Below are 24,942 nucleotides of genomic sequence, written 5' to 3'. Positions count from 1 at the left end.
TCCAGCCCTGACCCTAGCGCAGCACGACAGCCGTGCCCGATGCCGATACCATCAGCATCGAGCCGTTGCCGGCAGAGATATTTTCGTAGTCGAGATCGACGCCGATCACGGCATTGCAGCCGAGCCGAGCCGCCTCTTCTTCCATTTCCCAGATCGCGATCTGGCGCGCCTCGCGCAGCGACTTTTCGTATGCTCCGGAGCGGCCTCCGACGATATCGCGGATTCCGGCGAAGAAGTCGCGAAAGATGTTGGCTCCAAGAATCGCTTCTCCGGTGACAACGCCCTTGTATTCGGCGACTTCGCGGCCCTGCAGTATATTCGTCGTGGAGACGATCATGTCTTATTCCTCGTCATATTCGAACAGCACCTCTCCGGACATTCCATCCTCGCGTCTTCGGGAAGTCCGCTTCACCTTCCCGCTCTTGTTGGAAAGGTGCAGGATCTTCTCCTGGCTAAACCCCAGTTCGCGCATCAAATGGTTAACCGTGCGCTTTCCGGTGTCATCCGCAAAGCGCGGATTTGACTTCTCTGCCGCCAGATAGCGCTCCAGCAACCCCATTTCCCGGCGCTCGGCGATACGTCGATGGACGAACCAGAAAAACGAAGCCACGACGGCGGCGATGGAAAGCGCCGTTGCCAGCGTCTCGACCATCCGACCACGCTACTCCGCCGCGAGATTCATGCGCATGCGTTCCATGTCCTCCAGCGCGCGGCGGTATTCGACCGGCATCACCTTGCGGAATTTCGGCCGGAATGCCTCCCAGTTCTCTAGTATTTCGGCGGCGCGGGCCGATGCCGTGAATTGCTTGTGGTTCGATATCATCTGCACCAGACGCTCCTCGTCGTGCCGGGTCATGTCGCCGGAGATGTCGACACGGCCCATGTGGGCCAGATCGCCGCCATGATGGTGCAGCTTCTCGAGGATATCATCCTCCTCCGGCACCGGCTCCAGTTCCACCATCGCCATGTTGCAGCGGGTCTCGAACGTGCCGTCCTCGTCGAGCACATAGGCGACGCCGCCCGACATGCCCGCGGCAAAATTGCGGCCGGTCTGGCCGAGGACGACCACGACGCCGCCGGTCATGTATTCGCAGCCGTGATCGCCGACACCCTCGACGACCGCCGCAGCGCCGGAGTTGCGCACCGCGAAACGTTCGCCGGCCACGCCTCGAAAATAGGCCTCGCCCTGGATCGCACCGTAAAGCACCGTGTTACCTACGATGATCGACTCCTCGGGCACGATACCGGCATTGTCCGGCGGGCGGACGATGATGCGTCCGCCGCAGAGCCCCTTGCCGACATAGTCGTTGCCGTCGCCGATCAGATCAAACGTCACGCCGTTTGCGAGGAACGCGCCGAACGACTGCCCCGCGGTACCGCGCAGCGTCACATGGATCGTCTCGTCGGCAAGCCCCTTGTGGCCGTAGCGCTTGGCGATTTCGCCCGAAAGCATGGCTCCGGTCGACCGGTCGGTGTTGTGGATCGGCGTCTCAATGCGCACCTGCCGCCGGCTTTCCAGCGCCGGAGCCGCCCTGGCAATCAGCTGGCGGTCAAGAATGTCGTCGATCGGGTGCTTCTGACGCTCGGTCCAGTAGATCTCGGATTTCCCGGCTTCCGGTTTGTAGAACACCTTGGAGAAATCGAGCCCCCGGGCCTTCCAGTGCTCGATCAGCGCTTCCTGCTCGAGGAGATCGGTCTCGCCGATGATTTCGTTGAGCGTTCGGTAGCCCATCGCCGCGAGCAGTTCGCGCACCTCTTCGGCGACGTAGAAGAAATAGTTGATCACATGTTCAGGCGTTCCCTTAAAGCGCTTGCGCAGGACGGGGTCCTGCGTCGCAACGCCTACCGGGCAGGTGTTCAAATGGCACTTCCGCATCATGATGCACCCTGCTGCGATCAGCGGAGCGGTCGAGAAACCGTATTCGTCGGCGCCCAAGATCGCGCCGATCACCACGTCGCGACCGGTCCGCAAGCCGCCATCGACCTGCAGCGCCACGCGAGAGCGAAGACCATTGAGGACGAGGGTTTGATGGGTCTCCGCAAGACCCATTTCCCACGGACTGCCGGCGTGTTTAAGCGAGGTCAGCGGCGACGCGCCCGTACCGCCGTCATAGCCGGAGATGGTGATGTGGTCGGCGCGCGCCTTTGCAACGCCTGCGGCGACCGTACCCACGCCAACTTCCGAAACCAGCTTCACCGAGACGTCCGCCGCCGGGTTGACGTTCTTCAGATCGTAGATCAGCTGCGCGAGGTCCTCGATCGAATAGATGTCGTGGTGCGGCGGCGGCGAGATCAGGCCGACGCCCGGCGTCGAATGGCGTGTCTTGGCGATGGTCGCGTCGACCTTGTGGCCGGGCAACTGTCCGCCCTCGCCGGGCTTCGCGCCCTGCGCCACCTTGATCTGCATCATGTCGGAATTGACGAGATATTCCGTCGTCACCCCGAACCGGCCCGACGCGACCTGTTTGATCGCCGAACGCTCGGGATTGCGGGTGCCGTCAGGCAGCGGCAGGAACCGGTCCGGCTCCTCGCCGCCCTCGCCGGTATTCGATTTGCCGCCAATCCGGTTCATTGCACGCGCCAAAGTGGTGTGCGCCTCGCGGGAGATCGAGCCGAACGACATCGCGCCGGTCGAGAACCGCTTCACGATCTCCGAAGCTGGTTCCACGTCTTCGAGCGGCACCGGAGCACGCCCCGCTTCCTCGGCGGACCTGATGTGGAACAGCCCGCGCACGGACTTGGCGTGACGCGCGTCGGCATCGACCTGCGCGGAAAATTCGCGGAACTTTTCGGGCAATCCCTGCCGCACCGAGTGCTGCAGGGACGCGACAGCGTCCGGTGTCCAGACATGTTCTTCGCCGCGCACGCGGTACATGTATTCGCCGCCGACCTCGAGCGCATTGATGAGAACCGGGTCCTCGCTGAACGCGGACGCATGCCGGCGCGCCGTCTCTTCGGCGACTTCGGCCAGACCTATCCCCTCGATCGTCGTCGCCGTCCCAGAGAAATACTCGTCGACAAATCCGCTCGACAGACCGACCGCATCGAAGATCTGCGCGCCGCAATAGGACTGGTAGGTCGATATGCCCATCTTGGACATGACCTTGAGAATGCCCTTGCCGAGCGACTTTATGTAGCGGCTGACCACCTCGTACCGATCGACTTCCGGCGGAAAGTCGCCCTTTGCGTGCATGTCGAGCAGGGTGTCGAAGGCGAGATAGGGATTGATCGCCTCCGCTCCATAACCGGCAAGGCAGCAGAAATGGTGCACCTCGCGCGGCTCGCCGGATTCGACGACGAGCCCGACCGAGGTGCGCAGCCCTTTGCGGATCAGGTGATGATGCACGGCGGCGGTTGCCAGCAACGCGGGAATCGCGATCCGGTCTGGTCCGATCTGCCGGTCGGAGAGAACAATAATGTTGTAGCCCCCATGGACGGCCTGTTCGGCCCGGTCACACAGACGCTCGAGCGCCGCTGCCATCCCGTCAGCGCCTTGTTCCGACTTGTAGGTCGTGTCCAGCGTCTTGGTGTCAAACAGGTCCTCGGTGTGGCCGATCGACCGGATCTTCTCCAGGTCGCCGTTGGTCAGGATCGGCTGACGCACTTCCAGCCGCTTGCGCTTCGACGCGCCCTCGAGATCCAGAATGTTCGGCCGCGGTCCGATGAACGAGACAAGGCTCATCACCAGCTCTTCGCGGATCGGGTCGATCGGCGGGTTGGTCACCTGTGCGAAGTTCTGCTTGAAATAGGTGTAGAGCATCTTCGATTTGCTCGACAGCGCCGAGATCGGTGTGTCCGTACCCATCGACCCGATCGCTTCCTGACCCGTCGTCGCCATCGGCGCCATCAGGATCCTGGTATCTTCCTGGCTGTATCCAAACGCTTGCTGGCGGTCGAGCAGGCTGACATCCTCCCGAAGAGCACGGGGCGCCACCGGCTTGAGTTCCTCGAGAATAAGCTGCGTATTCTCCAACCATTTGGTGTACGGGTGCATCTGCGCCATGTTGCGCTTGATCTCCTCGTCGGAGACGATACGGCCCTCATCCATGTCGATAAGCAGCATCTTGCCCGGCTGCAGACGCCACTTGGTGATGATCTTGTCTTCCGGCACGGTGATGACCCCGGCTTCCGACGCCATGATGACGAGATCGTCATCCGTGACGATGTAGCGCGCCGGGCGCAGACCGTTGCGGTCGAGGGTCGCGCCAATCTGGCGGCCGTCGGTGAACGCCACCGCGGCCGGACCGTCCCACGGCTCCATCAGCGCGGCATGATATTCGTAGAAGGCCTTGCGCTCATCATCCATCAGCGTGTTGCCGGCCCACGCCTCCGGGATCAGCATCATTACCGCATGGGCAAGCGAGTAACCGCCCTGGAACAGGAATTCGAGCGCGTTGTCGAAGCATGCGGTGTCGGACTGGCCCTCGTAGGAAATCGGCCACAGCTTTCCGATCTCGTCGCCGAACAGTTCGGAGGCCACCGACGCCTGGCGTGCCGCCATCCAGTTGACGTTGCCGCGCAGCGTGTTGATCTCGCCATTATGCGCGACCATACGGTACGGATGCGAGAGTTTCCAACTCGGGAAGGTGTTGGTGGAGAAGCGCTGATGCACGAGCGCCAGTGCGGAAACGAACCGCTCGTCGGTCAGATCCTTGTAGTAAGCGCCGACCTGATAGGCCAGGAACATGCCCTTGTAGACGATCGTCCGCGACGACAGCGACACCGGATAGAAACCGTTGTCCCGGCCTTCGGTCTCGGTATGGATACGCCCGGAAATCACCTTGCGGAGAATGAACAGGCGGCGTTCGAAGGCGTCGCCGGTGTCGATATCCGGGGCCTTGCCGATGAACACCTGCCGGTGCACCGGTTCCGTGGCCACGATCTGCGGCGCTTGGGAAAGCGATGAATTGTCGACCGGGACATCGCGAAATCCGATCAGCGTCTGTCCTTCTTCCACGATCACCGCCGCAATGATCTTCTCGATGTGCTCGCGCATCCCCGCGTCTTGCGGCAGGAAGAAATGTCCGACCGCGTAATCGCCAGCCGGCGGCAACTCGACACCCTTTTCGGCCCATTCGGCACGAAATAGCGCGTCGGGGATCTGCAACAGCATGCCGGCGCCGTCACCCATGAGCGGATCGGCTCCGACCGCTCCACGGTGGGTAAGATTTTCCAGCATCGCCAGCCCGTCGGACAGGATCCTGTGAGACTTCTGGCCCTTCATGTGGGCGATGAAACCGACGCCGCAGGCGTCATGCTCGTTTTGGGGATGATAGAGCCCCTGCGCGACGGGAAGTCCCTGAGCCACCGTAGACCGCGACGAGCCGCCGAGCATCGCCGCTTCGCGCGTCTTGCCGCGTGCGAAATGCGTCTTGCCTTTCATCGCTCAACCCTCCGTCATTGCGCCAATGGCGCGGGAACTACCGCCCTATTTAGCACTTCGTCCGGTCCGTGACATCCTTCACCGCCGATCCGGCGCGCCGCCAACGCACCGGATCGGTCTCCGGTGTGGGTGCCAATTCCGTTCGTCAGGATCGAAACGTTGTCCTGCGCCAGCGGACGCGAGAGCGGATCAGCCGCCGCAGGCTGCGGCGAATGATCCACGCTTCAAAATAGGACAGCATTGCTGTCATATTCCTATGGCAGAAATGTCCAGGTTTCTCAAGATGCAAATGCAAAAAAATTGAACCCGTAATGACGGAAAGTGTCGCGAAAGCCCCCTTTCTGGTTACTTCCTTGCGCAAATCGTGTTTTGTGCGGCTTTTGAAACACTGATCTACGGACCAACATGTTCTTCGCTTCCGACAACTGGGCGGGTGCCCATCCTCGAATTTCAGATGCCCTTCGACATCACTCCAGGGGCTTCGTACCGTCCTATGGGTCAAGCGACCTTGATCACCTGGCCGAGAAGCGTTTTGCGGAAATCTTCGAACACGAAGTTGCGGTTTTCTTCCTCCCCACCGGGACTGCCGCAAATTCGCTGGCGCTGGCGGCCGTGCACCGGACCGGCGGCGTTGCCTTCGCCCATCCCGACGCCCACATCCGGGAAGACGAGGGCGGCGCTCCCGAATTTCTCACCGGCGGAGTGCGTGTGAGACCCGTCCCCGGACCGGATGGAAAGATCGATCCGGAGGCGTTGCGCGCGTCGATCGCACCTTTTTCGCCGGGGTCGGTTAACATGGGCCGCGCCTCGGCAGTTTCATTGACCCAGGCCACCGAGATCGGCACCGTCTATGCGCCCGACCGGATTCGCGAGATCGCTGGCGTCTGCCGCGAGCACAATCTTCCACTGCATATGGACGGAGCACGGTTTGCCAACGCGCTGGCATCGCTGAAGTGCACCGCCGCAGACATGACTTGGCGCGCCGGCGTCGACATGGTCTCCTTCGGCGGCACGAAGAATGGATGCTGGTGCGCCGAAGCGCTCGTGTTCTTCGATCCGGCCAAGGCGCACGACATGCCCTATCTACGCAAGCGCTCCGGACAACTGTTCTCAAAGTCGCGCTTTGTCGCTGCGCAGTTCCTCGCCTATTTCGAAGACAATCTCTGGCTTGAACTCGCCGCCCACGCAAACGAAATGGCGCAGAAGCTCGCCATCGCCATCCAGCATTCAGGTAGTTCCAAGCTGGCATGGTCCCCGGAAGCAAACGAGGTGTTTGCCGTGTTGCCGAAGACCGAGTTCCGCCGTTTGCAGAAAGAGGGTGTCCGGCTGCACGAGTGGCTCGCACCCGTGGGGACTCCGACCGAAATGTCGGATGACGAGGTTCTGGTGCGGTTGGTGACCAGCTACGCCACGGAGCAGGAAGACGTCTCCCGATTCGCGGAATTCCTTGCACGTGGAAACGGGGTCAATTGCACCTCACGTTGATGTGACGTGCGATAACGCCCGCTTGATTTCCGTTTGATTCCTGGGTCTGCCACGTTTCTCCTCGCCGGGACGACTATCGCCCCGGTCTTCCATTTCCCAGAGGAGTCTTCCATGTCCAATGCAACCAAGTCAGCCTTCGGCGGCGCGGCGCTCGCTGGCGCAGTCGCCGTTGCCCTTTCCGGCGCACAGTTAACGACCGCAACCGACGCGGCTGCCGCAAATGTAAAATGTTACGGTGTCTCGCTCGCCGGCCAGAACGACTGCGCGGCTGGACCCGGCACGACGTGCCAAGGCACCTCGACGGTCGATTATCAGGGCAATGCCTGGAAATATGTCGAGGAAGGCACATGCACCTCGATGGAATTGCCCGATAACCGCATGGGTTCGCTCGAGCCACTTGAGCGTGACGTACCCGCATAATCCGAAAACGGGACTTCCTTTTGCCGGCCTACCGGCAATCCCACAGCCACGCCGGGCGGCTGAAGTCCCGGTATTCTCAAGTACGGGAGGAAAATGACCATGTCCAAGACGGCAAAGACAGTCAGCACAGCAATTCTTGCCGGCGCGGTGGCAACCGCGATGTCCTCATTTGCCCATGCGGGCCCCCTCACGGAGGCCGAGGGAAAGGCTGCGATGGAGGCGGGAAAGGAGAAATGCTACGGCGTTTCCCTTGCAGGCACGAATGACTGCGCCGCCGGCCCGGGTACCACCTGTCAGGGCACGTCCACCGTCGACTTTCAGGGCAATGCGTGGACCTTCGTAAGTGGCGGTACGTGCGCGTCGATTGAAGTACCGGGCGGCCGCATGGGCTCGCTCGAGCCGCTTGACCGCGACCTGCCGGCCTGATCCTGACGTCACCAGACGCCGCAAACCGGAGCGCCTCAGACATGGCCGACCCTCACACTGGCCACTTGGCAGATACCCCCTCAACTGCCTCCACAACCCGGTTTGCGGCTTCATCAATGCTTATTCCGGCGTCGGCCGGGGTGAGTTTCAAGCACACTCATCTGGACGATATTCTGGCCGATCGCGATCCGGTTGGCTTCTTCGAGGTCCACGCGGAAAACTACATGGGCGATGGTGGCTTTCCACATCGCGCCCTCGAGCGGATCCGTGAGGACTACCCCATCTCTCTTCACGGCGTTTGCATGTCGATCGGCGGCCCCGAACCGCTGAGCCGGGATCACCTGGCCCGCTTCAAGGCGCTGGTCGACCGATACGAGCCGGGGCTGGTTTCCGAGCATCTCGCGTGGTCGACGCATGACGACGTCTTCATGAACGACCTGCTGCCACTTCCCTATACCGACGAGACGCTTTCGCATGTCTGTGCACATATCGACGAGATGCAGTCCTTTATTGGCCGCCGGATCTTGCTGGAAAATCCGTCGACCTATGTCGTGTTCGAGAACTCCACCATAAGCGAGACCGATTTCATTCGCGAGATCGTGAGCCGCACCGGCTGTGGCCTGCTTCTGGATGTGAGCAACGTTTTCGTCTCCGCAACCAATCACGGTTTTTCGCCCCTCTCCTATTTGATGGATTATCCGCTCGAGCATGTCTGCGAAATCCATCTTGCCGGGCATGCGGTACAGGAAGACGATGAGGGCGAGACGCTGCTGATCGACAGTCACGACACACGTGTCGCCGAGGCGGTCTGGAACCTCTTCGAGATTGTGGTCAAACAGGCCGGTCCGGTGCCGACGCTGGTCGAATGGGATTCCGATCTGCCGGCTTGGCCGGTACTGAAATCGGAAGCAGCGGCTGCGGAGCGCATTCTCGATGACGTCGCCACCACGTTCCTGATGGGTAAACGCCATGCAACCGCATCGTGAGAGGGGAGACCTTGATACGGCCGGCTTTCGAGCCGCTATCCTGAATCCCGCCGCCGAAAGGCCGACATCGATTACCGGACCAAACGGCAAGCAGGCCGTCAGGCGGTTCAACGTTTATCGAAACAACGTCACGGTGAGCCTGATCGACGCACTGGCCGACATTTTCCCGGTAGTCCAGCGCATCACCGGCAAGAGCTTCTTTCGCGACATGGCGCGCGAATTCGTGCGCGCCCATCCGCCATCATCACCGCTGCTGTTCGAGTACGGCCATAATTTCGCATCCTTCATGGAGACATTCGAACCGGCGGCCCGCATGCCATATCTGGCCGATGTCGCCCGCGTAGAACGGTGCTGGCTGACGGCTTATCACGCGGCCGACACGGCGACGCTGGCGCCGGCGAGATTGGGCGAAATTCCGCCTGACCTGCTCGGCGATACTGGTTTTGCGCCGCATCCCGCGACCGGCCTTGTCCGGTCGAAGTTCGCAGTCGTCGAGATCTTCGACGCCAACCGGAATCAAGAAAATGTCGGACGCATAAGGGCCGGCATTCCGCAAGACGCGCTGGTCACGCGGCCGGGCCACGACGTCGCCGTCACCCGGCTCCCGGACGGCCAGGGGGCCTTCTTCGGCCGGTTGATCGCCGGTGGCACACTGGCCGAAGCCGCCGAGGCGGGTGCGAACGAGGCGGGGGGTTTTGATATCACCGAAGCGATCGGCGCGTTGATTTCAACCGGCGCATTCATCGCCGCGGAAACACGGGATCAACAGGACTAAACATCAATAGGATGAAACGCCCATGGCGGAAACAACTCGTATGGACAGCGCCAATACCGGGCGGGCGGGTGGTGCAGCTAGCGCGGTCATTCGGCTCCACTGCGGATTCTTCTCCGCGCTTGAGCGCGCGTTTGCGGGCTGGTTCAACGGATTTGCCGCGCGGTTGGCCTTCACCAGCGTGCTGCTTCTCTATTACCTGAACTCAGGCTGGAACAAGCTCGGCGAGGGCCTGTTCGGATTCCTCGATCCTTCGGTCGGCGCCTTCGCGTCGATCCTGCCGTCGGTGATGGAACAGTACGGTTTCAATCCGGCGGCGGTGCCGTTTTTCCCGTGGCACGTGATCGTACTGCTGGGAACGTGGGTCGAAATCGTCCTTCCGGTTATGATCGTAATCGGTCTGTTCAGCCGCATTTCCGCGCTCGGCATGATCGTTTTCATAATCGTGCAGAGCTATGTGGACGTTGCGCATCACGGCCTCGAGGGCAAATTTGTCGGAGCGATGTTCGACCGGTTCCCCGACGCGATCATCTTCGATCAGCGTCTACTGTGGATTTTCGTGCTATTGATGATCGTCGTCAACGGACCGGGGAGGCTGTCGATCGATCACCTGCTCCGCAGGCGCGTCGGCTGACCATTCAAAACAAAAAAGGCGGGGTTTCCCCCGCCTTTTTGTATCACGCTGAAAGCCTTTGCGGGCTCCGCAGCGGATCGATCAGTTGACCGATTTGGCTTCGATCTGCTTGGCATCCTTGCCGTTCTTGATGTCGATCTTGCGCGGCTTCATCGCCTCGGGGATTTCGCGCTCCAGATCGATGTGAAGCAGGCCGTTCTTCAACTCGGCAGCCTTCACTTCAACATAATCGGCAAGCTGGAAGCGGCGCTCGAAGGCGCGTGATGCGATCCCGCGGTGCAGGAACTCACGCTTCTCCTCAGTCGATTCCTCGGCCTTCGCGCCAGCAACGGTCAGGACGTTCGAACGGGCTTCGATCGTCAGGTCTTCCTCCGCGAAGCCGGCGACTGCCATGGTGATGCGGTAGGCGTTCTCGCCGGTCCGCTCGATATTGTAGGGCGGATAGGTCTGACCATTGCTTTCCGGCTGGGCAAGGGTGTCCAGCATGGAAAAAAGACGGTCGAACCCGACGGTTGAACGGAACAGGGGTGAATAGTCTATGTGACGCATGATTGGTCCTCCAATTGAGCGACATGGTTTGCGTTTGACGCTTCCGGCTGCCCGTTTTCGGCACAACCCTTTCACGCCAGCGGACCCGATTGGGCGTCCGCTTCCGATATCTGGGAATTCAATTTCTGCGGTTCAAGTCCACTGTTTTTCGCCATGAACTGAAGATGAACAGCCTCTTCCGGCTCAGTTCAGGTGAGGGCTGGCACATTGGCCTCAAATTTGAAGACCGATCGAACCGGCCACTGTCACAGAAAAAGCCTTTGGAGCATGAAATGAAATCCAGGATCGCCACAGCCGCCGTCGCAGCCCTTCTTTCTTCCGGCCTGTCGAGCGCCGCGTTTGCCGCGCCCGCCGCTCCCGCGCCCATCGGCGTATCCACGGCATTCGATATCCAGACCATCCACTATCGTGGCCGTGAAGCGCGCCGTTATGGCCGTCAGCGCATCCTCCCACTGCCGAGGATCGTCCGCTCCCTGCGTCACCGCGGCTACACCAGGATTCGCAGCATCGAGCGGGTGCGCGGCGACTATGTGGTGGTGGCCCGCGGGCATCGGGGTCCGGTCCGGCTCGTCGTCGACGGGCGCACGGCGGAAATCGTTTCCCGTCAGCCGCTTCGCCGCTACGGCCGCGATACAGGCTACCGTTTCCGCGGCCACAACGGCGGATTTTCATATTCGTTCGGAATCTACTGAGATTGCCAAGAGTTCTGGCCGGGCTGTAACGTCCCTTCCTGTCCGGTCCGACGCCGGGAGCGCCTTCGTGGCGCTCCCGGATTTTTTTTGATTTCTGCGATGCCCGCCCGTAACACTGATCCCGTCAACGACGTCGAACAGCCAGTCCTCCATGAACCAGACTTCAGAACTCGAAAGACCGGAGCAACCGGCAGCCTATGCAATGGGTCACGTCGAAACGCCGGACGGGTTCAATCTGCGCTACGCGGTTCACCGACAGTCAAAAGCATCGCCCACGGGTACGATCCTTCTTCTGCACGGTCGCAACGAGGCGATCGAAAAATATGCAGAGACGGTCGGTGATTTGGTCAAGTCCGGGTTCGACGTCGCCACATTCGACTGGCGCGGCCAGGGCGGTTCGGACCGGTTCTATACGAATCGTGATCCGGGTTATGTTGACGATTTCGCCCAATACGCGTCCGATCTCGAGACGATCTTCCGCGAAGTCGTCCTCCCGGATTGCCGCCCGCCCTACTTCATCCTCGCCCATTCCACCGGAGCGCTGGTGGCCCTCTACACGGCGCCCGCGATGGTCAACCGTGTGCGCCGGATGGTTCTCTCAGCGCCCCTGCTGGATATCCCCGGCTCCCCGCTCCGGCGAGCACTTTCACGGTTCGCTGCGCGCACGCTCCGGTTTGTCGGGCTTGGGAATGTCTACGTCGCTGGCGGCCCGGCCCGGAAGATGCGCAAACCGTTCGAGGGCAACCGGCTCACGTCCGATCCTGCGCGGTATGCGCGCAACCTTGCAGCGGCGGACAGCGAGCCGCATTTGACCTTGGGCGGACCCACGGCGGCATGGACCGCGGCGATGTTCGAAGCGGTCGATCATGTCAAACGTTCAGAGCACCTGGCGGCCACCGTCATTCCCACCCTGATTGTCATGGCCGGCGCGGACAGCGTGGTCTCCAATGCGGCCATTTCGGCTCACGTCCACAGATTGCGATCCGCATCCTTGCTGACGATCGATGGCGCACGTCACGAAATCATGCAGGAGGCTGACTTCTACCGCGATCAATTTCTTGCCGCATTGAACTCGTTCATCCCGGGGACGGACGACGGGTGATCCGTCAGGCGGTCTTTGCGTTGAGAACTTCCAGCGCGGCTGCGTGGAGATCCGGCGTCGCCGCGGCAACGATATCGCCTCCATCGACCGCGTTCGCGCCTTCCCACGTCGTCACGACCCCTCCGGCCTGCTCGATAAGCGGAATCAGGGCCGCAATGTCGTAAGTTTGCAATCCAGGCTCTACAACCAGATCGGCATGGCCGGCGGCGAGCATCGCAAAGGCATAGCAATCGCAGCCATAGCGGGGCAGGCGAACCCGGCTTTCAAGCCGGTCGTAGGCTGCGCGTTTGTCGTCATTATAAAGCGCCGGCGAGGTCGTGAAGAGCGTTGCCTTTTCGATTGTGCGATTCCCGCGTGTTGTCATCTCGACAGGCGCGCGCCCATGGGCGATGAGCAGGCTACGGCGACCGTCCGCTACGAACAACTCATTGGTAAAGGGTTGCGACATCATCCCGGCCCGCGCCGCCCCGTCAACCCTGAGGCCGGCCAGCGTGCCCCAGACGGGCAGGCCGGAGATATAAGCCCTGGTGCCATCGATGGGATCGATGATCCAGACATATCGGCTTTCACCGCGCACAGTTCCGCGCTCCTCGCCAATAATGCCGTGGTCGGGAAAGCGCGCCTCGATCAACGATCGCATCGCATCCTCGGCCAGACAATCCGCCTGGGTCACCGGATCAAATCCTGTGTCGAGCTTGTTTTCCACCGAAGCGGCGCTTCGAAATAATGGCAGCGTCTCGGCGGCGGCAACCTCCGCGAGTTCCTGAAAAAAGGCAATTTCCGGCAATAATGGTGCGCTCATTGGCGCTAACTGGCCGCGGGACGCCAGGTTTGCAAGAAAAATCTCCGCTCCGTTCCGCAACGTCATTGACTTTTGTGCATTGCAGCATATCATGGGTCCTGGCAGATCTCTGCCACGCCCTCCTTGGGCGTTTCCTCCCTAGACTTGGGCCGTGTCGCAACGCGATGCGGCTTCTTTTTGAGGAGACGGCTACTCTGCAGCGATGGAAAAATCGTGGAAGAGATGGTCCGGCAAGTCCATCAGCCTGGAAATGAACGCGGCGATATCGTCCTGCAGCAGGTGGAAGGACGGTTTGCGCACCAGCGTCTGCTCGTCGATGTAGAGGCCGCGGTTTACTTCCACTTGCAGGGCGTGAAGTCCCTTCAGCGGACGTCCGTAGTGTTCGGTGATGAAGCCGCCGGCATAGGGCTTGTTAGAGGTGACCATGTATCCCATCGATGAAAGAATTTCGGCCACCGCCTCGCTGACGTTCCGGCTGGCGCTGGTGCCGAAGCGGTCGCCGATGATGAAATCCGGGCGCACGCCGTCCGGTCCGTAGCGCACCGAGGCGGGCATGGAATGACAATCAATCAGCACCGCGAAGCCAAAACGGCGATGCGTCTGTGCAAGAAGCTCGCGCAGGGTCCGGTGATAGGGTTTGTAAATGCTTGTGATGCGGGCTTGCGCCTCAGCGACCGGGATGCCCGACCGGTAAATCTCAAGGCCTTCCGAAACGACCCGTGGCACCGTTCCCAGACCACCGGCAACACGGATGGAGCGGGAATTGGCGAACGGCGGCAAGCGCTCCCTGAACATGCGCGGATCAAGTTCGTATGGCTCACGGTTCACATCGAGATAGGCGCGCGGAAAATGCGCCAACAGCAACGGGGCTCCGAGCGGCACGGCGCCAGAAAACAATTCGTCGACGAAATAGTCTTCAGAGCGCCTTATCGACACGCTGTCCAACCGAGTCATGGCCATGAAACGCTCGGGGTAGTACCGCCCGCTGTGCGGAGAATTGAAAACGAAAGGCACGCGCTGCTCGGCCGGTTCCCTGACCTCGAAGGCAGGATGATCCAGAAAATCGGGCTCGCCGTACATTTTCCTCCACGCCCGCGCTCGCGGGATTCGTTGGGTTGCCAATTGATTGTTGACAGGAGCCTCGTGCCCTGTCCAGTGTGCGGCGCCCGGCGATCACGCGAAATTTCAAGTGCGGCGCGGACATTTGGGGATAATAAACCCCATGTTTACCCCATCCTGTGATGACTGGGACACTGATTTTTATTTCGACGGCCGCGAGCCGATAGAACGGGTGCGACATGAACCGCATACTTCTTGCTGAAGACGATAACGACATGCGCGCCTTCCTGGTGAAGGCACTCGAGAAGGCCGGATACCATGTTACCGACTACGACAACGGGGCCAGCGCGTACGAGCGCTTGCGCGAGGAACCGTTCTCGCTACTCCTGACTGATATCGTGATGCCGGAAATGGACGGCATCGAACTGGCGCGCCGCGCCACGGAACTCGATCCGGATCTGAAGGTGATGTTTATTACTGGATTCGCGGCGGTTGCGCTGAACCCGGATTCCAATGCGCCGAAGGATGCCAAGGTGTTGTCCAAGCCCTTCCATCTTCGCGAATTGGTGTCAGAGGTCGACAAGATGATCAAGGCCGCCTAAGGCCACTGTCAGGCCTCGTTTTTTATCGACTGCGCACTATTGACCGCACGCGTCTGTTATGGTGTATGCCCGGCTCGGATGGGCGATTAGCTCAGCGGGAGAGCACTTCGTTGACATCGAAGGGGTCACTGGTTCAATCCCAGTATCGCCCACCATCCGACCCCGGACAGGGCTGTTTTTTGGACGGACGCGGACCCGACCGACGACGCGTTCGGGATCGCGCAGACGACTAAGGATTGGCTGCGCGAACTCGTCCGCCCGCGAGTGCGAAAGCTGCTGCGCTCAAAAACCCATTCGGCTCGAAAGAGCCTTTAGGATTGCCAGCAGCGCCAGACCTGTGAATGCGCCGCCCACCGCCATGACGGCCGCCCACGTCGCGTCGCGTCCGAAGATCGGCAGATGCATTTGCGCGTAATAACCAATGAATCCGCCTGTCATCAGGATCAGCGCATTGATCAAAGTGCCAAATCCGTCCGCGCCCATAACGCCATCCATTGCAATGCCCGCAATGTAGGAGGCCGCGGCGCCAAGGAAAATAATCGACAGGACCAAGGCGATATCAGCGTCTATCCACACGATGGCCTCCATAGTCGACCAGTGACGTCTCGGCCCATGGTGCCCCATGACGATTAACACGACCTTACGTCGGGTCACCCATTCAGTGTCTTGTCTGCATCAGATGCAGGCATCAAACAGCGCTCTGGTGTTTTCGGGCGTCATCCTGACCGGATTTCCGCCCACACTCGGATCCTGAAGGGCCATCTCGGTCAGCTCGTCGATCCGGTCGGCACCGACGCCAAGCGCGCCCAACTTGTCGGGAATGCCGAGCCCGGAGCGCAGTTCGAGAACGTGATCGAAAAAGCCGTCGAACCCGCCATCGATGCCGAGATAGGCGGCGGCCCGAACGATACGCTCCTCGATCGCCGGGCGGTTGAACATCAGAACTGGCGGAATCACCACCGCGTTTGTCGTCCCGTGATGGGTATTGTAAACCGCGCCAACGGGATGACTGAGCGCGTGCACCGCACCGAGCCCCTTCTGGAACGCGACGGCTCCCATGGCCGCTGCGCTCATCATGTGGGCACGCGCCTCGAGGTCGGTCCCGTCAGCGTAGGCACGCGGGAGATATGTATCGACCAGACGCATCCCTTCCAGGGCGATGCCTTGGCTCATCGGATGATAATGCGGCGAGGAAAATGCCTCGAGGCAATGCGCAAATGCATCCATGCCCGTGCCCGCCGTGATCGCCGCCGGCATCCCCACGGTCAATTCGGGATCGGCGATAACCGCCGATGGCAGGACTTTCGGATGAAAGATGATCTTCTTTACGTGGGTCTCGGAATTGGTGATCACGCTGGCGCGGCCGACTTCCGAGCCAGTGCCCGCGGTGGTCGGCACGGCGATGATCGGCGCGATCCCGGCGGGATCGGCGCGGGTCCACCAGTCGCCGACATCCTCGAAATCCCACACCGGGCGCGACTGGCCCGACATGAACGCGACCATCTTCCCGAGATCAAGCCCCGAGCCGCCGCCGAACGCGATGACGCCATCATGCCCGCCTTCGCGATAGACCTTGAGCCCCGCCTCGAGATTGTTCTCATTCGGGTTAGGGTCAACCTCGGCGAACATCGCGCGGCCAAGGCCCCCGTCCTCGACGATGTCAAGCGCCTTGGCCGTGATGGGCAGTGCCGCCAATCCGCGGTCGGTGACCAGAAGCGGATTGCGGATGCCCAGTTCCACGCACGTCCCGGCGAGTTCCGAGATGCGGCCGGCGCCAAAGCGGATCGCCGTCGGATACGACCAGTTGCCGGTCAGGTTCATGAGGTCACCTTTTTGAGATGGTAGGATTTCGGACGTGTTAGGTTCTGATAGCCGATCACCGATAGCGCGCCGCCGCGTCCCGTCATCTTGCAGCCCGTCCAGCAAAGACCGGGATCAAGATAGTCGGCACGGTTGAGAAAAACCGTTCCGGTCTCGATTCGCGCGCCGAGGTGCTCCGCGCGTTCGACATCCGGCGTCCACAGCGACGCCGTCAGGCCAAATATGCTGTCGTTCATCAGGCGGATCGCCTCGTCATCGTCGGAGACCGGCATGATGCCGACAACCGGGCCGAAACTTTCGTCGCGCATCACCCGCATGTCGTGGGTCACGCCGGTCAGGATCTGCGGCGAAAGATATGTTCCGCCATCATCCTCCGGAAGCGGGTCGAGAAGCGCGGTCGCGCCGGCCGCAACCGCTTCGCTGATTTGGGCGCGCACCTCATCGGCGAACCGCCTGTGCGCCATCGGCCCGAGCGACGTGCCGGGATCGAGAGGGTTGCCGAGCTTCAGCGCCTTGGCAGTCTCGACCGCTTTTCCGACGAACGCGTCGAACAAGCTTTCATGAACATAGATGCGCTCGATGCCGCAGCAGCATTGTCCAGAGTTGAACATTGCGCCATCCATCAGCGTGGCGACGGCCGCATCCAGATCAGCGTCCTCCATCACGTAGCCCGGATCCTTGCCGCCAAGCTCGAGCCCAAGCGGCGTGAAGGTGCCGGCAGCAGCCCGCTCCATGGCTTTTCCGCCACCCACTGAACCGGTGAAGTTGACGAAATCGAACGCTCGCGCACCGATCAGCTTTGATGTGGTGTCGTGATCGAGGAACACATTGGCAAAGACGGCCTCGGGCACGCCCGCCTCATGAAAAGCGCGCGCCAGTCTCTCGCCAGCGAGAAGGGTTTGGGTGGCGTGCTTCAGGATTACAGTGTTGCCCGCGATCAGTGCGGGCGCGACCGTATTGATCGCAGTCATGTAGGGGTAGTTCCACGGTGCCACGACGAAGACGACGCCGTGCGGCTCCCGCTTGATCACGCGGCGGAAGCGCTCGCTACCCTCGATCTCGAGCGGTGCAAGTGCCTCCTTGGCAATCCGGGCCATGTGCGACGCACGCTCCTCGACGCCGCCGAACTCGCCGCCGTAGCGTACCGGCCTTCCCATCATGTGCGCCAGTTCCGGCACGATCTCGTCATTCATTTCGCCAAGCCGGGCAACGCCGGCGAGTACAAGTGCGACGCGTTCGGAAAGTGGCCGGGCGGCCCAGTCGGCCTGTGCGTTGCGGGCGCTCGCGGCGGCGGACGAAGCTGCCGCCTCGTCTAGTGTAGGACGTTCGGCATAGATCGACCCGTCGATCGGCGAGATGCATTGGAGTGTCTGAGTCATATTGGAGTACCCCTCAGGCGCGCTCGAAACCGCGCGCGATTTCCCAATCAGTCACCACCGCATCGAAAGCCTCCTGCTCCCATTCGGCGGCGCGGGTGTAATGGTCGACGACCTCGTCGCCGAAGGCTTCACGCAGCATCGTGGACTGGCGCAGCGCCTCGGTCGCCTCCGTCAATGTGGAGGGAATATGTGCGGCCTCTCCCTCGTAAGCATCACCCGCAGCCGGCCCGCCCGGATCGAGCTTCTCCTCGATGCCCCTGATGCCCGCAGCCAGCATGCCCGCGATCGCCAGATAGGGATTCATGTCGGATCCGCCGACCCGGCACTCGATGCGCACGCCGGGCGATGTATCGCCGCAAATCCGGAACGCCGCGGTGCGATTGTCGACCGACCAGACCTTGCGGGTCGGCGCGAAACTTCCCTTCTGGAAACGCTTGTAGCTGTTAACGTACGGAGCGAGGAAGAAGGTGATGTCTCCGGCATATTCGAGCAGGCCGCCGAGATAGTGCCGCATCGTCTCCGACATGCCGAGGTCTTCCCCGGCATCGTAAAATGCCGGTGCGCCGTCCAGCATCTGGAGCGACTGGTGCACATGGCTCGACGAGCCGACCCTGTCAGCGTGCCATTTCGGCAGGAAGCTCACCGCCCGCCCCTTCTGCCAGCCGATCTCCTTGGCGGCATGTTTGGCGATCGAGTGGTTGTCGGCGGTTTCCATCGCCGTTCCATAGCGGATATTCAGCTCCTCCTGGCCGGCCTCGGCCTCCCCCTTGGTTCCCTCGACGGGAACACCCGACCCATAAAGGCCGTTGCGAAGCGCCCGCATCACATCCTCTTCCTTGGTGGTCTGCAGGATGTGATAGTCCTCGTTATAGCCGGAGATCGGCGTCAAGTCGCGAAATCCGTCCTTGCGGATGTCATCGAAGCTCTTCTCGAAGATGAAGAATTCCAGTTCGGTCGCGGTAATGGGGCTGAAGCCCATGTCTTCCAGCCGCGTGACCTGCGCGCGCAGCATGGCCCGCGGTGAATGCGCCATTTCGTGATGGCCATGGTGATCGAGCACGTCGCACAGCACAAGCGCGGTGGCGTCGAGCCAGGCGGCGCGCCTGAGTGTCGACATGTCCGGACGCATCACGTAGTCGCCATAGCCGGCGGCCCAACTTGTCGACCGGTAACCGGCCACCGTGTGCATCTCGAGGTCAGTTGCAAGCAGATAGTTGCAGCAATGGGTTTCCTCCCACGCGCTCTCGACGAAATGCTGCGCGTGGAAGCGCTTGCCCATCAGCCGGCCCTGCATGTCGATCATGCAAGCCAAAACGGTATCGATCTCACCGGATTCGGTCAGTCGCTTCAGTTGATCGAGACTCAGGTTTCCCGGCATTTCGGCATTCCTCTCACATGGCATGGCGAAGCCCCGGGCAGGTTTCCCGGGGCTTCTCTTTGATGGTGTGATCAACTGTTGGTGTAGGGCGGGCCCGCCTGGTTGATCACCTCGTTGTACTCGCGGAAGATACCCACGATCTTCTCCTGAAGTTCGCCCTCCTCGGCGACCTCGTTCCAGAATTCCTTCGCGGCATCTTCCACCTGTGCCCATTCATCCGCCGGCACGGTGCGTAGGTCCAGCTTGTCGCCGCGCGCCCGGAGCCGGGCCTCGCCCCCCCAGTACCACTGGTTGCGGTAGGTATGCCCAGCCTGGGTGGCCGCCATGACAAGTTGCTTGAGATGTTCCGGCAGGTCCGCCCAGCGTTGCTGGTTGACGAACCACGACCCGATCCAGGCACCCGAAATGTTGTTGGTCAGGAAGTGGTCGGTCACATCGGCCCAGCCGACCGTGTAATCCTCGGTGATACCCGACCAGGCCATACCGTCGAGCTCGCCGGTCTGCACGGCAACTTCCGCATCCTCATAAGGGATCGACACCGGCACCACGCCGAACTTGGCCAGGAACCGGCCCGCGGTCGGGAAGGTGTAGAGCTTGAGTCCGTCCAGATCGGCGACCGAGGTAATTTCCTTCTTGGTGTTGAAGTTGCACGGGTCCTGCCCTGCCGCCGAAATCCAAGCGACACCGACCTTTTCGTATTCCGACCGCCAGATATCGGCCAAGCCGTACTGGTTGAACAGCACCGGAACGTCGAGGATATGCTTTGTCGCGAAGGGGAAGTAACCGCCAAACTGGCGCAGCGGCGTCGGCGACGCCATCGAGTCATCGTCCGAATGCACCGCATCGATTGTTCCGCGCTGTAGCGCCTGGAACAATTCGCCTGTGGGGACAATCTGGTCGGCATAGAACAGTTCGATTTCCATCTCGCCATTCGCGGCGTTGTTGACGAAATCCACCATGGGCTTGGTCACATGCTCGCCGAGGGCGGCGCCCGCATAGGTCTGGAACCGCCACTTGATCGGTGCCTGGGCCTTGACGATGGCCGGACTTGCAAGAACCGCCGCGCCGCCGAGACCGGCTGTACGCAAAAATGAGCGTCTTGAGGTCATTTGGAAATCTCCTTGTTGGGGTTGCTGTTGATCCGCTCCTTCCTCGGAGTCTTCTTTCGTTTATTTTCCATAGACATGATCCGGTAGCCACAGGGCGATCTCGGGGAAAACCATGACCAGCGTCAGCGCCAGCATCATCACCATCACGAACGGGATGATCGAGCGATAGATGTCGCGCAGCGAGATCTCCGGCGGAGCCATCGCGCGCATCAAAAACAAATTGTATCCGAAGGGTGGCGTCATGTACGCGATCTGGCACGTGATCGTGTAGAGCACCCCGTACCAGACCAGATCGAAACCGAGCGCACCCACCAGCGGCACGTAGAGCGGCGCCACGATCACCAACATCGCTGTATCGTCCAGAAACGTGCCCAGAAGAATAAATGACAGCTGCATCAGGATCAGGATCATCCACGGGCTCAACCCCAGCCTTTCTGTGAACAACCCTTCGATGGCCTTGACAGCGCCCAGCCCGTCGAAAACTGCGCCGAAGGCAAGGGCGGCCAGGATGATCCACATGAACATGCAGCTGATGCCGAGCGTGTTGCGAACCGACGTCTCGAATACGTCGCGCGTCATTCGCCCCTTGACGACCGCCGCGAAGAACGCGGCCAGGGCGCCAATTGCAGAGCTTTCGACGAGGGATGTCCAGCCATTGACAAACGGCACCATCATCACGGCGAAGATGAACACCGGTAAAAGCCCCGCCCTCAAAAGCCGCAGTTTTTCGCCCCAACCCACGTCCCGCTGATCGGGCGGCAAAACGGGACCAAGGGACGGCGTGATGCGGCAGCGGATGAAGATGTAGATGACGAACAGTGCCGCCATCATGAGCCCCGGAAAGACCCCGGCGAGCCAGAGCTGACCCACTGGCTGTCGCGCGATCATCGCGTAAAGCACCAGAACGACCGAGGGAGGAACAAGAATGCCCAGGCTCGATCCCGCCTGGATGACGCCGGTGACCATCAGCTTGTCGTAGTTTCGCTTCAAGAGTTCCGGCAGCGCGATCGTGGCGCCGATGGCCATGCCCGCGACGCTGAGCCCGTTCATGGCCGAAATCAGCACCATCAGGCCGATCGTGCCCATCGCGAGCCCCCCAGGCATCCCGCCGGTCCAGACGTGAAACATTCGGTACAAATCGTCGGCGATTTTCGATTCCGACAACACGTAGCCCATGAAGATAAACATCGGCAGGGTCAGAAGCGGATACCACTTCATCAGCTTCATCGCTGCGGAAAAGCCCAGATCGAATCCGCCCTGATCGCCCCACAGAAGCAGCGCCGCCACCACGGCCACGAACCCGATCGCGCCGAACACCCGCTGCCCCGTGAACAGCATCAGCATCATGGTCGAGAACATGAGGATTGCGATCAACTCGTAGGACATCAGATCGTGATCCCCCGGATCCTGAGAATGTCCTTGAAGAACTCCGAGACCGCCTGCAGAAGCATCAGGAAGATGCCAAGTACCATGATCAGTTTGATCGGCCACAAATACGGGCGCCATGCCGTCGCACTGCGTTCCATGAATCCGACCTCTTCGGCTACGGCTTCGGCCCCGCCGGTGAAGAATGCTCCGATGATCCCGGAGAAGAAGGTGATCGGCTCGCCCGAGAAATGGCCGAGCGAATAGGAGGCCGAACTGACCCCGCCCCACAAGAGCACGAAAAGGTAGCAGATCAGGAACAGCACGGTGAAGGCGTCTACCCAGGCCCTCTTGCGGTTCGACCAGTTCCCGTAGAACAGGTCCATCCGTACGTTCGATCCGATCTGGATCGAATAGGGACCGCCGAGGATGTAATAGGCCACCATCGCGAACTGGGCCATCTCCAGCGTCCAGAGCGAGGGATTGATGCCGAACCCCATATCGCTGCCGACCTTCGTGAAGGCCGACCAGAGAAGGATCGCCATCATGGCGAAGATGCCATACATCATCACCCGTCCGACCCGGCGATTCAGACCGTCGACGACGCGCACATAGGCTAAGAGCAGACGGTGCATCAGCTTGTCGTCTCCCGGCTTACCCCGCATTTGGCGAACGCCGATTCCAAGAGTGTCGCAAGATCACCGGCGACACGCTCTTGAGCATCTTCCTGCGCAACCAAATCGTTGCGGATCTCGATCATCACATTGAGCAATCCGCGGCTCTCTGCATGCAGCCGCAATGAATGCATGACCCCGTCCCCGGGACCGTAAGGCTGGTTGCGTGCGACCTTCAATTCAACCTTTCCGGACCGGTCGAGCATCGCGTCCGCGAGACGGCTATCCGTGTCATGCAGCAGACCAATTTCGACTGCACGCGGTTTGCCGAAATACACCGGCGTGAAACTGTGCACCGTCACGATCGCCAATGGCTGGGCCTCGGCGACAGCCGTATCCACCGCCGTGCAGAACGGCCGGTAGATAAGATCGACCCGCCGCTGCCGTTCCTGCTCGCTGAGACCGATATTGCCCGGGATCTCGAAGATCTCGCTTTTCGCCGGTACCGCATCCGCAGCTTCCGGCGGACGATTACAATCATAGAGGAGGCGCGAAACCGCACCCCTGACCAGCGGCGCATCGAATGTCCTTGCCAGGTTCTGCGCGACTGGCAACGCACCCGGATCCCATGCAACGTGGCTTTGGCGCACCTCCTCGGTAAGGCCAAGTTCGCCGAAGGATTCCGGAAAGGCGCGTGACGCATGTTCACACAGGAAAAGCACCGGCGACCGCCCCTCCGGTCCCTCGGTCTTCACTGCATCAAATGGCTGGATTTCCCGCGTCATCCTGTCTCCCGTGAAGAAGATCGTTCAGGGGAGGTCAGCGTGTCAATTCCTTTTCTGAAAAATTTTCTTCAGCATTTGAGATGCTGACGCTATGCTTACAAAAGATGCACGACGATGACGGAAGAAGCACGTTGACCGGCACCATTCACGAGCGGATAAAGTCCATCTTCGACGCGCTGACCCGCGCAGAACGCCAATTGACTGACACCATTCTAGAAAACTATCCGATGTCGGGGCTTGGAAGCATCACGCGGTTGGCGGAGAGCGCGGGCGTTTCCACGCCGACCGTCGCGCGTATGGTCCAGAAGCTCGGCTATTCGGGTTTTCCGGACTTTCAGGAAGCCCTGCGCGGCGAACTTGAAGCCCGATTTTCAGATCCGATCGCCAAGCACGAGAACTGGGCGCAAACCGCACCACAGGGACATATTCTCAATCGGTTCACCGAGGTCGTGACGCAAAACATCCGCCAGACGCTCGCCCATGTCGATCCAGAGCAATTCGATCGCGTGACGGGATTGCTGGCCGATGAGCGCCACAACGTCTTCATTGCCGGGGGGCGCATTACGCATGCGCTTTCGGACTATTTTCACATGCACATGCAGGTAATGCGCAAGGGTGTTGAGCATATCCGCTCGACATCGAATGCCTGGCCGCACAGCCTGCTCGACGTCAGCTCCAGCGACGTCGTCGTCATCTACGACATCCGCCGCTACGAAAACAGCACGCTGAAACTGGCGGAAATGGCGAGCAAGCGCGGCGCGACCATCGTTCTGATCACCGATCAGTGGCAATCGCCGGTCCGCGAGTACGCACAATATACGTTCAGTTGCCGGATCGAGGCGCCATCGGCCTGGGATTCGACAATCACGCTCCTGCTCCTCACCGAAACGCTGATCACAGCAATTCAGGAGGCGTCCTGGGAGCGCACGAAGCTGCGGATGAACGAACTGGAGGACATGTTCGATCACACCAGGATTTTCCGCAAATTCGTCTGAACCGCGCGTCAAGTAGCCGCAACGCGCTAAAATAATCGAGGCGGTTTTCCCGCCGGCTGGCACATGGTAGCGCTCCTGTCAGTGACCACCGGCGAAGCGAAACGGCATGAAAACGATAACCCTCGACGACATTCCCGGCGCCATCGGGACCGAAATCGGCCGCTCGGAATGGCGAACGGTGACGCAGGAGATGATCGGGCAGTTCGCCGAGGCGACCGATGATCACCAGTGGATCCATCTGGACGCCGGACGCGCCGCGAGGGAAACGCCGTTCGGCGGGACCATTGCCCACGGGTTCCTCACGCTTTCGCTTCTCTCGACCCTCGCCTACGAGGCGCTTCCCCCACTCGATGGTGCGACAATGGGAATCAACTACGGTTTCGATAGGGTCCGCTTCATGGCGCCGGTCAGGTCAGGCGCCCGCGTACGTGCCCTCTTCAAGCTGGCGAACGCCGATGTCCGTCCGTCCGGGCGGGTGCTGTCGACCTATGACGTGACGCTGGAAATCGAAAACAGCGTAAAACCGGCGCTCACCGCGACTTGGCTGACACTCGCGGTCGTCGAGCCGAGGGAATGAGCGCGGG

General features: G+C 60.9%; 25 protein-coding genes and 1 tRNA gene. 12 read left to right on the top strand and 14 right to left on the bottom strand.

The genetic code is table 11. The features are described 5' to 3' along the window. Positions 1–13: 13 nt before the first annotated feature. Genes LC298_RS17100 through gltB form a run of 3 tightly spaced genes read right to left on the bottom strand, consistent with a single transcriptional unit; the run spans position 14 to position 5,335 of the window. Positions 14–337, bottom strand: coding sequence for a heavy metal-binding domain-containing protein (locus LC298_RS17100; protein ID WP_131571427.1), 324 nt, complete (start codon positions 335–337; stop codon positions 14–16). A 3-nt stretch (positions 338–340) separates the two neighbouring features. After that, positions 341–652, bottom strand: a complete 312-nt coding sequence (locus tag LC298_RS17095; RefSeq protein ID WP_131571425.1) for a hypothetical protein — start codon at positions 650–652, stop codon at positions 341–343. 9 nt (positions 653–661) lie between these two features. After that, positions 662–5,335: a glutamate synthase large subunit gene (gltB, locus tag LC298_RS17090; protein WP_487353242.1), complete on the bottom strand. Its 4,674-nt coding sequence runs from the start codon at positions 5,333–5,335 to the stop codon at positions 662–664. 453 nt (positions 5,336–5,788) lie between these two features. Between gltB and LC298_RS17085 the strand changes: the two genes are divergently transcribed. The 6 genes from LC298_RS17085 to LC298_RS17060 all read left to right on the top strand — a co-directional run bounded on the left by LC298_RS17085 (position 5,789) and on the right by LC298_RS17060 (position 10,106). Next, a complete protein-coding gene (locus LC298_RS17085; protein WP_131571419.1) occupies positions 5,789–6,868 on the top strand; it encodes a threonine aldolase family protein in 1,080 nt (359 codons plus the stop codon). 111 nt (positions 6,869–6,979) lie between these two features. Continuing rightward, on the top strand, positions 6,980–7,288 hold the full coding sequence (locus LC298_RS17080; RefSeq protein WP_131571416.1) for a BufA1 family periplasmic bufferin-type metallophore: 309 nt from the start codon (positions 6,980–6,982) through the stop codon (positions 7,286–7,288). A gap of 99 nt (positions 7,289–7,387) precedes the next feature. Next, positions 7,388–7,714 carry a BufA1 family periplasmic bufferin-type metallophore gene (locus LC298_RS17075; RefSeq protein ID WP_131571413.1) on the top strand — a complete coding sequence of 109 codons (327 nt, stop codon included), beginning with the start codon at positions 7,388–7,390 and terminating at the stop codon, positions 7,712–7,714. 116 nt (positions 7,715–7,830) lie between these two features. Then, positions 7,831–8,700, top strand: coding sequence for an MNIO family bufferin maturase (bufB, locus tag LC298_RS17070; protein ID WP_223385720.1), 870 nt, complete (start codon positions 7,831–7,833; stop codon positions 8,698–8,700). After that, positions 8,684–9,475, top strand: a complete 792-nt coding sequence (locus LC298_RS17065; protein ID WP_131571407.1) for an HvfC/BufC N-terminal domain-containing protein — start codon at positions 8,684–8,686, stop codon at positions 9,473–9,475. Before bufB ends, LC298_RS17065 begins: the two co-directional genes overlap by 17 nt. A gap of 22 nt (positions 9,476–9,497) precedes the next feature. Next, positions 9,498–10,106 (top strand): DoxX family protein, encoded by a 609-nt coding sequence (locus LC298_RS17060; protein ID WP_223385719.1) that lies wholly within the window; start codon positions 9,498–9,500, stop codon positions 10,104–10,106. Between the two features lie 81 nt (positions 10,107–10,187). On the opposite strand, the gene LC298_RS17055 is transcribed toward LC298_RS17060, so the two are convergent. Further along, on the bottom strand, positions 10,188–10,655 hold the full coding sequence (locus LC298_RS17055; RefSeq protein WP_131571404.1) for an Hsp20 family protein: 468 nt from the start codon (positions 10,653–10,655) through the stop codon (positions 10,188–10,190). A gap of 272 nt (positions 10,656–10,927) precedes the next feature. On the opposite strand from LC298_RS17055, the gene LC298_RS17050 reads away from it, so the two are divergent. Then, positions 10,928–11,347, top strand: a complete 420-nt coding sequence (locus tag LC298_RS17050; RefSeq protein ID WP_131571402.1) for a hypothetical protein — start codon at positions 10,928–10,930, stop codon at positions 11,345–11,347. A 151-nt stretch (positions 11,348–11,498) separates the two neighbouring features. After that, a complete protein-coding gene (locus tag LC298_RS17045) occupies positions 11,499–12,449 on the top strand; it encodes an alpha/beta fold hydrolase (protein WP_223385718.1) in 951 nt (316 codons plus the stop codon). A gap of 4 nt (positions 12,450–12,453) precedes the next feature. Here LC298_RS17045 and hisN read toward each other — a convergent pair whose 3' ends face one another. Both hisN and LC298_RS17035 read right to left on the bottom strand, forming a co-directional pair. Beyond that, the gene (gene hisN / locus LC298_RS17040) at positions 12,454–13,251 is read right to left on the bottom strand and encodes a histidinol-phosphatase (RefSeq protein WP_131571399.1); all 798 of its coding nucleotides are present in this window, start codon (positions 13,249–13,251) and stop codon (positions 12,454–12,456) included. Between the two features lie 189 nt (positions 13,252–13,440). Beyond that, positions 13,441–14,331, bottom strand: coding sequence for an N-formylglutamate amidohydrolase (locus tag LC298_RS17035; protein ID WP_131571396.1), 891 nt, complete (start codon positions 14,329–14,331; stop codon positions 13,441–13,443). A 218-nt stretch (positions 14,332–14,549) separates the two neighbouring features. Here LC298_RS17035 and cpdR point away from each other — a divergent pair, with 218 nt between their 5' ends. After that, the gene (gene cpdR / locus LC298_RS17030; RefSeq protein WP_131571393.1) at positions 14,550–14,912 is read left to right on the top strand and encodes a cell cycle two-component system response regulator CpdR; all 363 of its coding nucleotides are present in this window, start codon (positions 14,550–14,552) and stop codon (positions 14,910–14,912) included. 80 nt (positions 14,913–14,992) lie between these two features. Continuing rightward, positions 14,993–15,067 (top strand) — tRNA-Val (locus tag LC298_RS17025). A gap of 127 nt (positions 15,068–15,194) precedes the next feature. Here the strand turns inward: LC298_RS17025 and LC298_RS17020 are convergent. The 8 genes from LC298_RS17020 to LC298_RS16985 form a co-directional block, all read right to left on the bottom strand. Then, positions 15,195–15,488: a hypothetical protein gene (locus tag LC298_RS17020; protein WP_131571390.1), complete on the bottom strand. Its 294-nt coding sequence runs from the start codon at positions 15,486–15,488 to the stop codon at positions 15,195–15,197. A 99-nt stretch (positions 15,489–15,587) separates the two neighbouring features. Then, the gene (locus LC298_RS17015; RefSeq protein ID WP_131571387.1) at positions 15,588–16,733 is read right to left on the bottom strand and encodes an iron-containing alcohol dehydrogenase; all 1,146 of its coding nucleotides are present in this window, start codon (positions 16,731–16,733) and stop codon (positions 15,588–15,590) included. Next, positions 16,730–18,112: an aldehyde dehydrogenase family protein gene (locus tag LC298_RS17010; protein WP_131571384.1), complete on the bottom strand. Its 1,383-nt coding sequence runs from the start codon at positions 18,110–18,112 to the stop codon at positions 16,730–16,732. Before LC298_RS17010 ends, LC298_RS17015 begins: the two co-directional genes overlap by 4 nt. Before the next feature lie 13 nt (positions 18,113–18,125). After that, the gene (locus LC298_RS17005; RefSeq protein ID WP_131571381.1) at positions 18,126–19,490 is read right to left on the bottom strand and encodes a glutamine synthetase family protein; all 1,365 of its coding nucleotides are present in this window, start codon (positions 19,488–19,490) and stop codon (positions 18,126–18,128) included. A 71-nt stretch (positions 19,491–19,561) separates the two neighbouring features. Further along, positions 19,562–20,599, bottom strand: coding sequence for a TRAP transporter substrate-binding protein (locus LC298_RS17000; RefSeq protein WP_131571378.1), 1,038 nt, complete (start codon positions 20,597–20,599; stop codon positions 19,562–19,564). 60 nt (positions 20,600–20,659) lie between these two features. Further along, positions 20,660–21,985: a TRAP transporter large permease gene (locus LC298_RS16995; protein ID WP_131571375.1), complete on the bottom strand. Its 1,326-nt coding sequence runs from the start codon at positions 21,983–21,985 to the stop codon at positions 20,660–20,662. Then, a complete protein-coding gene (locus LC298_RS16990) occupies positions 21,985–22,599 on the bottom strand; it encodes a TRAP transporter small permease subunit (protein ID WP_131571372.1) in 615 nt (204 codons plus the stop codon). Before LC298_RS16990 ends, LC298_RS16995 begins: the two co-directional genes overlap by 1 nt. Next, on the bottom strand, positions 22,599–23,363 hold the full coding sequence (locus LC298_RS16985) for an N-formylglutamate amidohydrolase (RefSeq protein WP_131571369.1): 765 nt from the start codon (positions 23,361–23,363) through the stop codon (positions 22,599–22,601). The genes LC298_RS16990 and LC298_RS16985 overlap by 1 nt, the downstream gene beginning before the upstream one ends. A 104-nt stretch (positions 23,364–23,467) precedes the next feature. Between LC298_RS16985 and LC298_RS16980 the strand changes: the two genes are divergently transcribed. Together LC298_RS16980 and LC298_RS16975 are read left to right on the top strand one after the other, a co-directional pair. Then, a complete protein-coding gene (locus LC298_RS16980; protein WP_131571365.1) occupies positions 23,468–24,358 on the top strand; it encodes a MurR/RpiR family transcriptional regulator in 891 nt (296 codons plus the stop codon). Positions 24,359–24,464: 106 nt separating this feature from the next. Next, positions 24,465–24,935, top strand: coding sequence for a MaoC family dehydratase (locus tag LC298_RS16975; protein WP_131571362.1), 471 nt, complete (start codon positions 24,465–24,467; stop codon positions 24,933–24,935). Positions 24,936–24,942 lie beyond the last annotated feature (7 nt).

It is taken from the genome of Oricola cellulosilytica (assembly GCF_019966575.1).
In the GTDB taxonomy this organism is placed as follows: domain Bacteria; phylum Pseudomonadota; class Alphaproteobacteria; order Rhizobiales; family Rhizobiaceae; genus Oricola; species Oricola cellulosilytica.
Note: the sequence above shows the minus strand (reverse complement) of the source record. Positions and strands in the feature narration are given on the sequence as shown.

Bases quoted from the DNA above. Each gene is read 5' to 3' on its own strand.
- gltB (WP_487353242.1), bottom strand. From the start codon at position 5,335: ATGCTCGGCGGCTCGTCGCGGTCTACGGTGGCTCAGGGACTTCCCGTC.
- LC298_RS17010 (WP_131571384.1), bottom strand. From the start codon at position 18,112: ATGACTCAGACACTCCAATGCATCTCGCCGATCGACGGGTCGATCTAT.
- LC298_RS17095 (WP_131571425.1), bottom strand. From the start codon at position 652: ATGGTCGAGACGCTGGCAACGGCGCTTTCCATCGCCGCCGTCGTGGCT.
- LC298_RS17055 (WP_131571404.1), bottom strand. From the start codon at position 10,655: ATGCGTCACATAGACTATTCACCCCTGTTCCGTTCAACCGTCGGGTTC.
- LC298_RS17015 (WP_131571387.1), bottom strand. From the start codon at position 16,733: ATGAACCTGACCGGCAACTGGTCGTATCCGACGGCGATCCGCTTTGGC.
- hisN (WP_131571399.1), bottom strand. From the start codon at position 13,251: ATGAGCGCACCATTATTGCCGGAAATTGCCTTTTTTCAGGAACTCGCG.
- LC298_RS17075 (WP_131571413.1), top strand. From the start codon at position 7,388: ATGTCCAAGACGGCAAAGACAGTCAGCACAGCAATTCTTGCCGGCGCG.
- LC298_RS17085 (WP_131571419.1), top strand. From the start codon at position 5,789: ATGTTCTTCGCTTCCGACAACTGGGCGGGTGCCCATCCTCGAATTTCA.
- LC298_RS17065 (WP_131571407.1), top strand. From the start codon at position 8,684: ATGCAACCGCATCGTGAGAGGGGAGACCTTGATACGGCCGGCTTTCGA.
- LC298_RS17045 (WP_223385718.1), top strand. From the start codon at position 11,499: ATGAACCAGACTTCAGAACTCGAAAGACCGGAGCAACCGGCAGCCTAT.
- LC298_RS17005 (WP_131571381.1), bottom strand. From the start codon at position 19,490: ATGCCGGGAAACCTGAGTCTCGATCAACTGAAGCGACTGACCGAATCC.
- LC298_RS17050 (WP_131571402.1), top strand. From the start codon at position 10,928: ATGAAATCCAGGATCGCCACAGCCGCCGTCGCAGCCCTTCTTTCTTCC.
- LC298_RS17000 (WP_131571378.1), bottom strand. From the start codon at position 20,599: ATGACCTCAAGACGCTCATTTTTGCGTACAGCCGGTCTCGGCGGCGCG.
- cpdR (WP_131571393.1), top strand. From the start codon at position 14,550: ATGAACCGCATACTTCTTGCTGAAGACGATAACGACATGCGCGCCTTC.
- bufB (WP_223385720.1), top strand. From the start codon at position 7,831: ATGCTTATTCCGGCGTCGGCCGGGGTGAGTTTCAAGCACACTCATCTG.
- LC298_RS17080 (WP_131571416.1), top strand. From the start codon at position 6,980: ATGTCCAATGCAACCAAGTCAGCCTTCGGCGGCGCGGCGCTCGCTGGC.
- LC298_RS17060 (WP_223385719.1), top strand. From the start codon at position 9,498: ATGGCGGAAACAACTCGTATGGACAGCGCCAATACCGGGCGGGCGGGT.
- LC298_RS16975 (WP_131571362.1), top strand. From the start codon at position 24,465: ATGAAAACGATAACCCTCGACGACATTCCCGGCGCCATCGGGACCGAA.
- LC298_RS17035 (WP_131571396.1), bottom strand. From the start codon at position 14,331: ATGTACGGCGAGCCCGATTTTCTGGATCATCCTGCCTTCGAGGTCAGG.
- LC298_RS17100 (WP_131571427.1), bottom strand. From the start codon at position 337: ATGATCGTCTCCACGACGAATATACTGCAGGGCCGCGAAGTCGCCGAA.
- LC298_RS16990 (WP_131571372.1), bottom strand. From the start codon at position 22,599: ATGCACCGTCTGCTCTTAGCCTATGTGCGCGTCGTCGACGGTCTGAAT.
- LC298_RS16995 (WP_131571375.1), bottom strand. From the start codon at position 21,985: ATGTCCTACGAGTTGATCGCAATCCTCATGTTCTCGACCATGATGCTG.
- LC298_RS16980 (WP_131571365.1), top strand. From the start codon at position 23,468: ATGCACGACGATGACGGAAGAAGCACGTTGACCGGCACCATTCACGAG.
- LC298_RS16985 (WP_131571369.1), bottom strand. From the start codon at position 23,363: ATGACGCGGGAAATCCAGCCATTTGATGCAGTGAAGACCGAGGGACCG.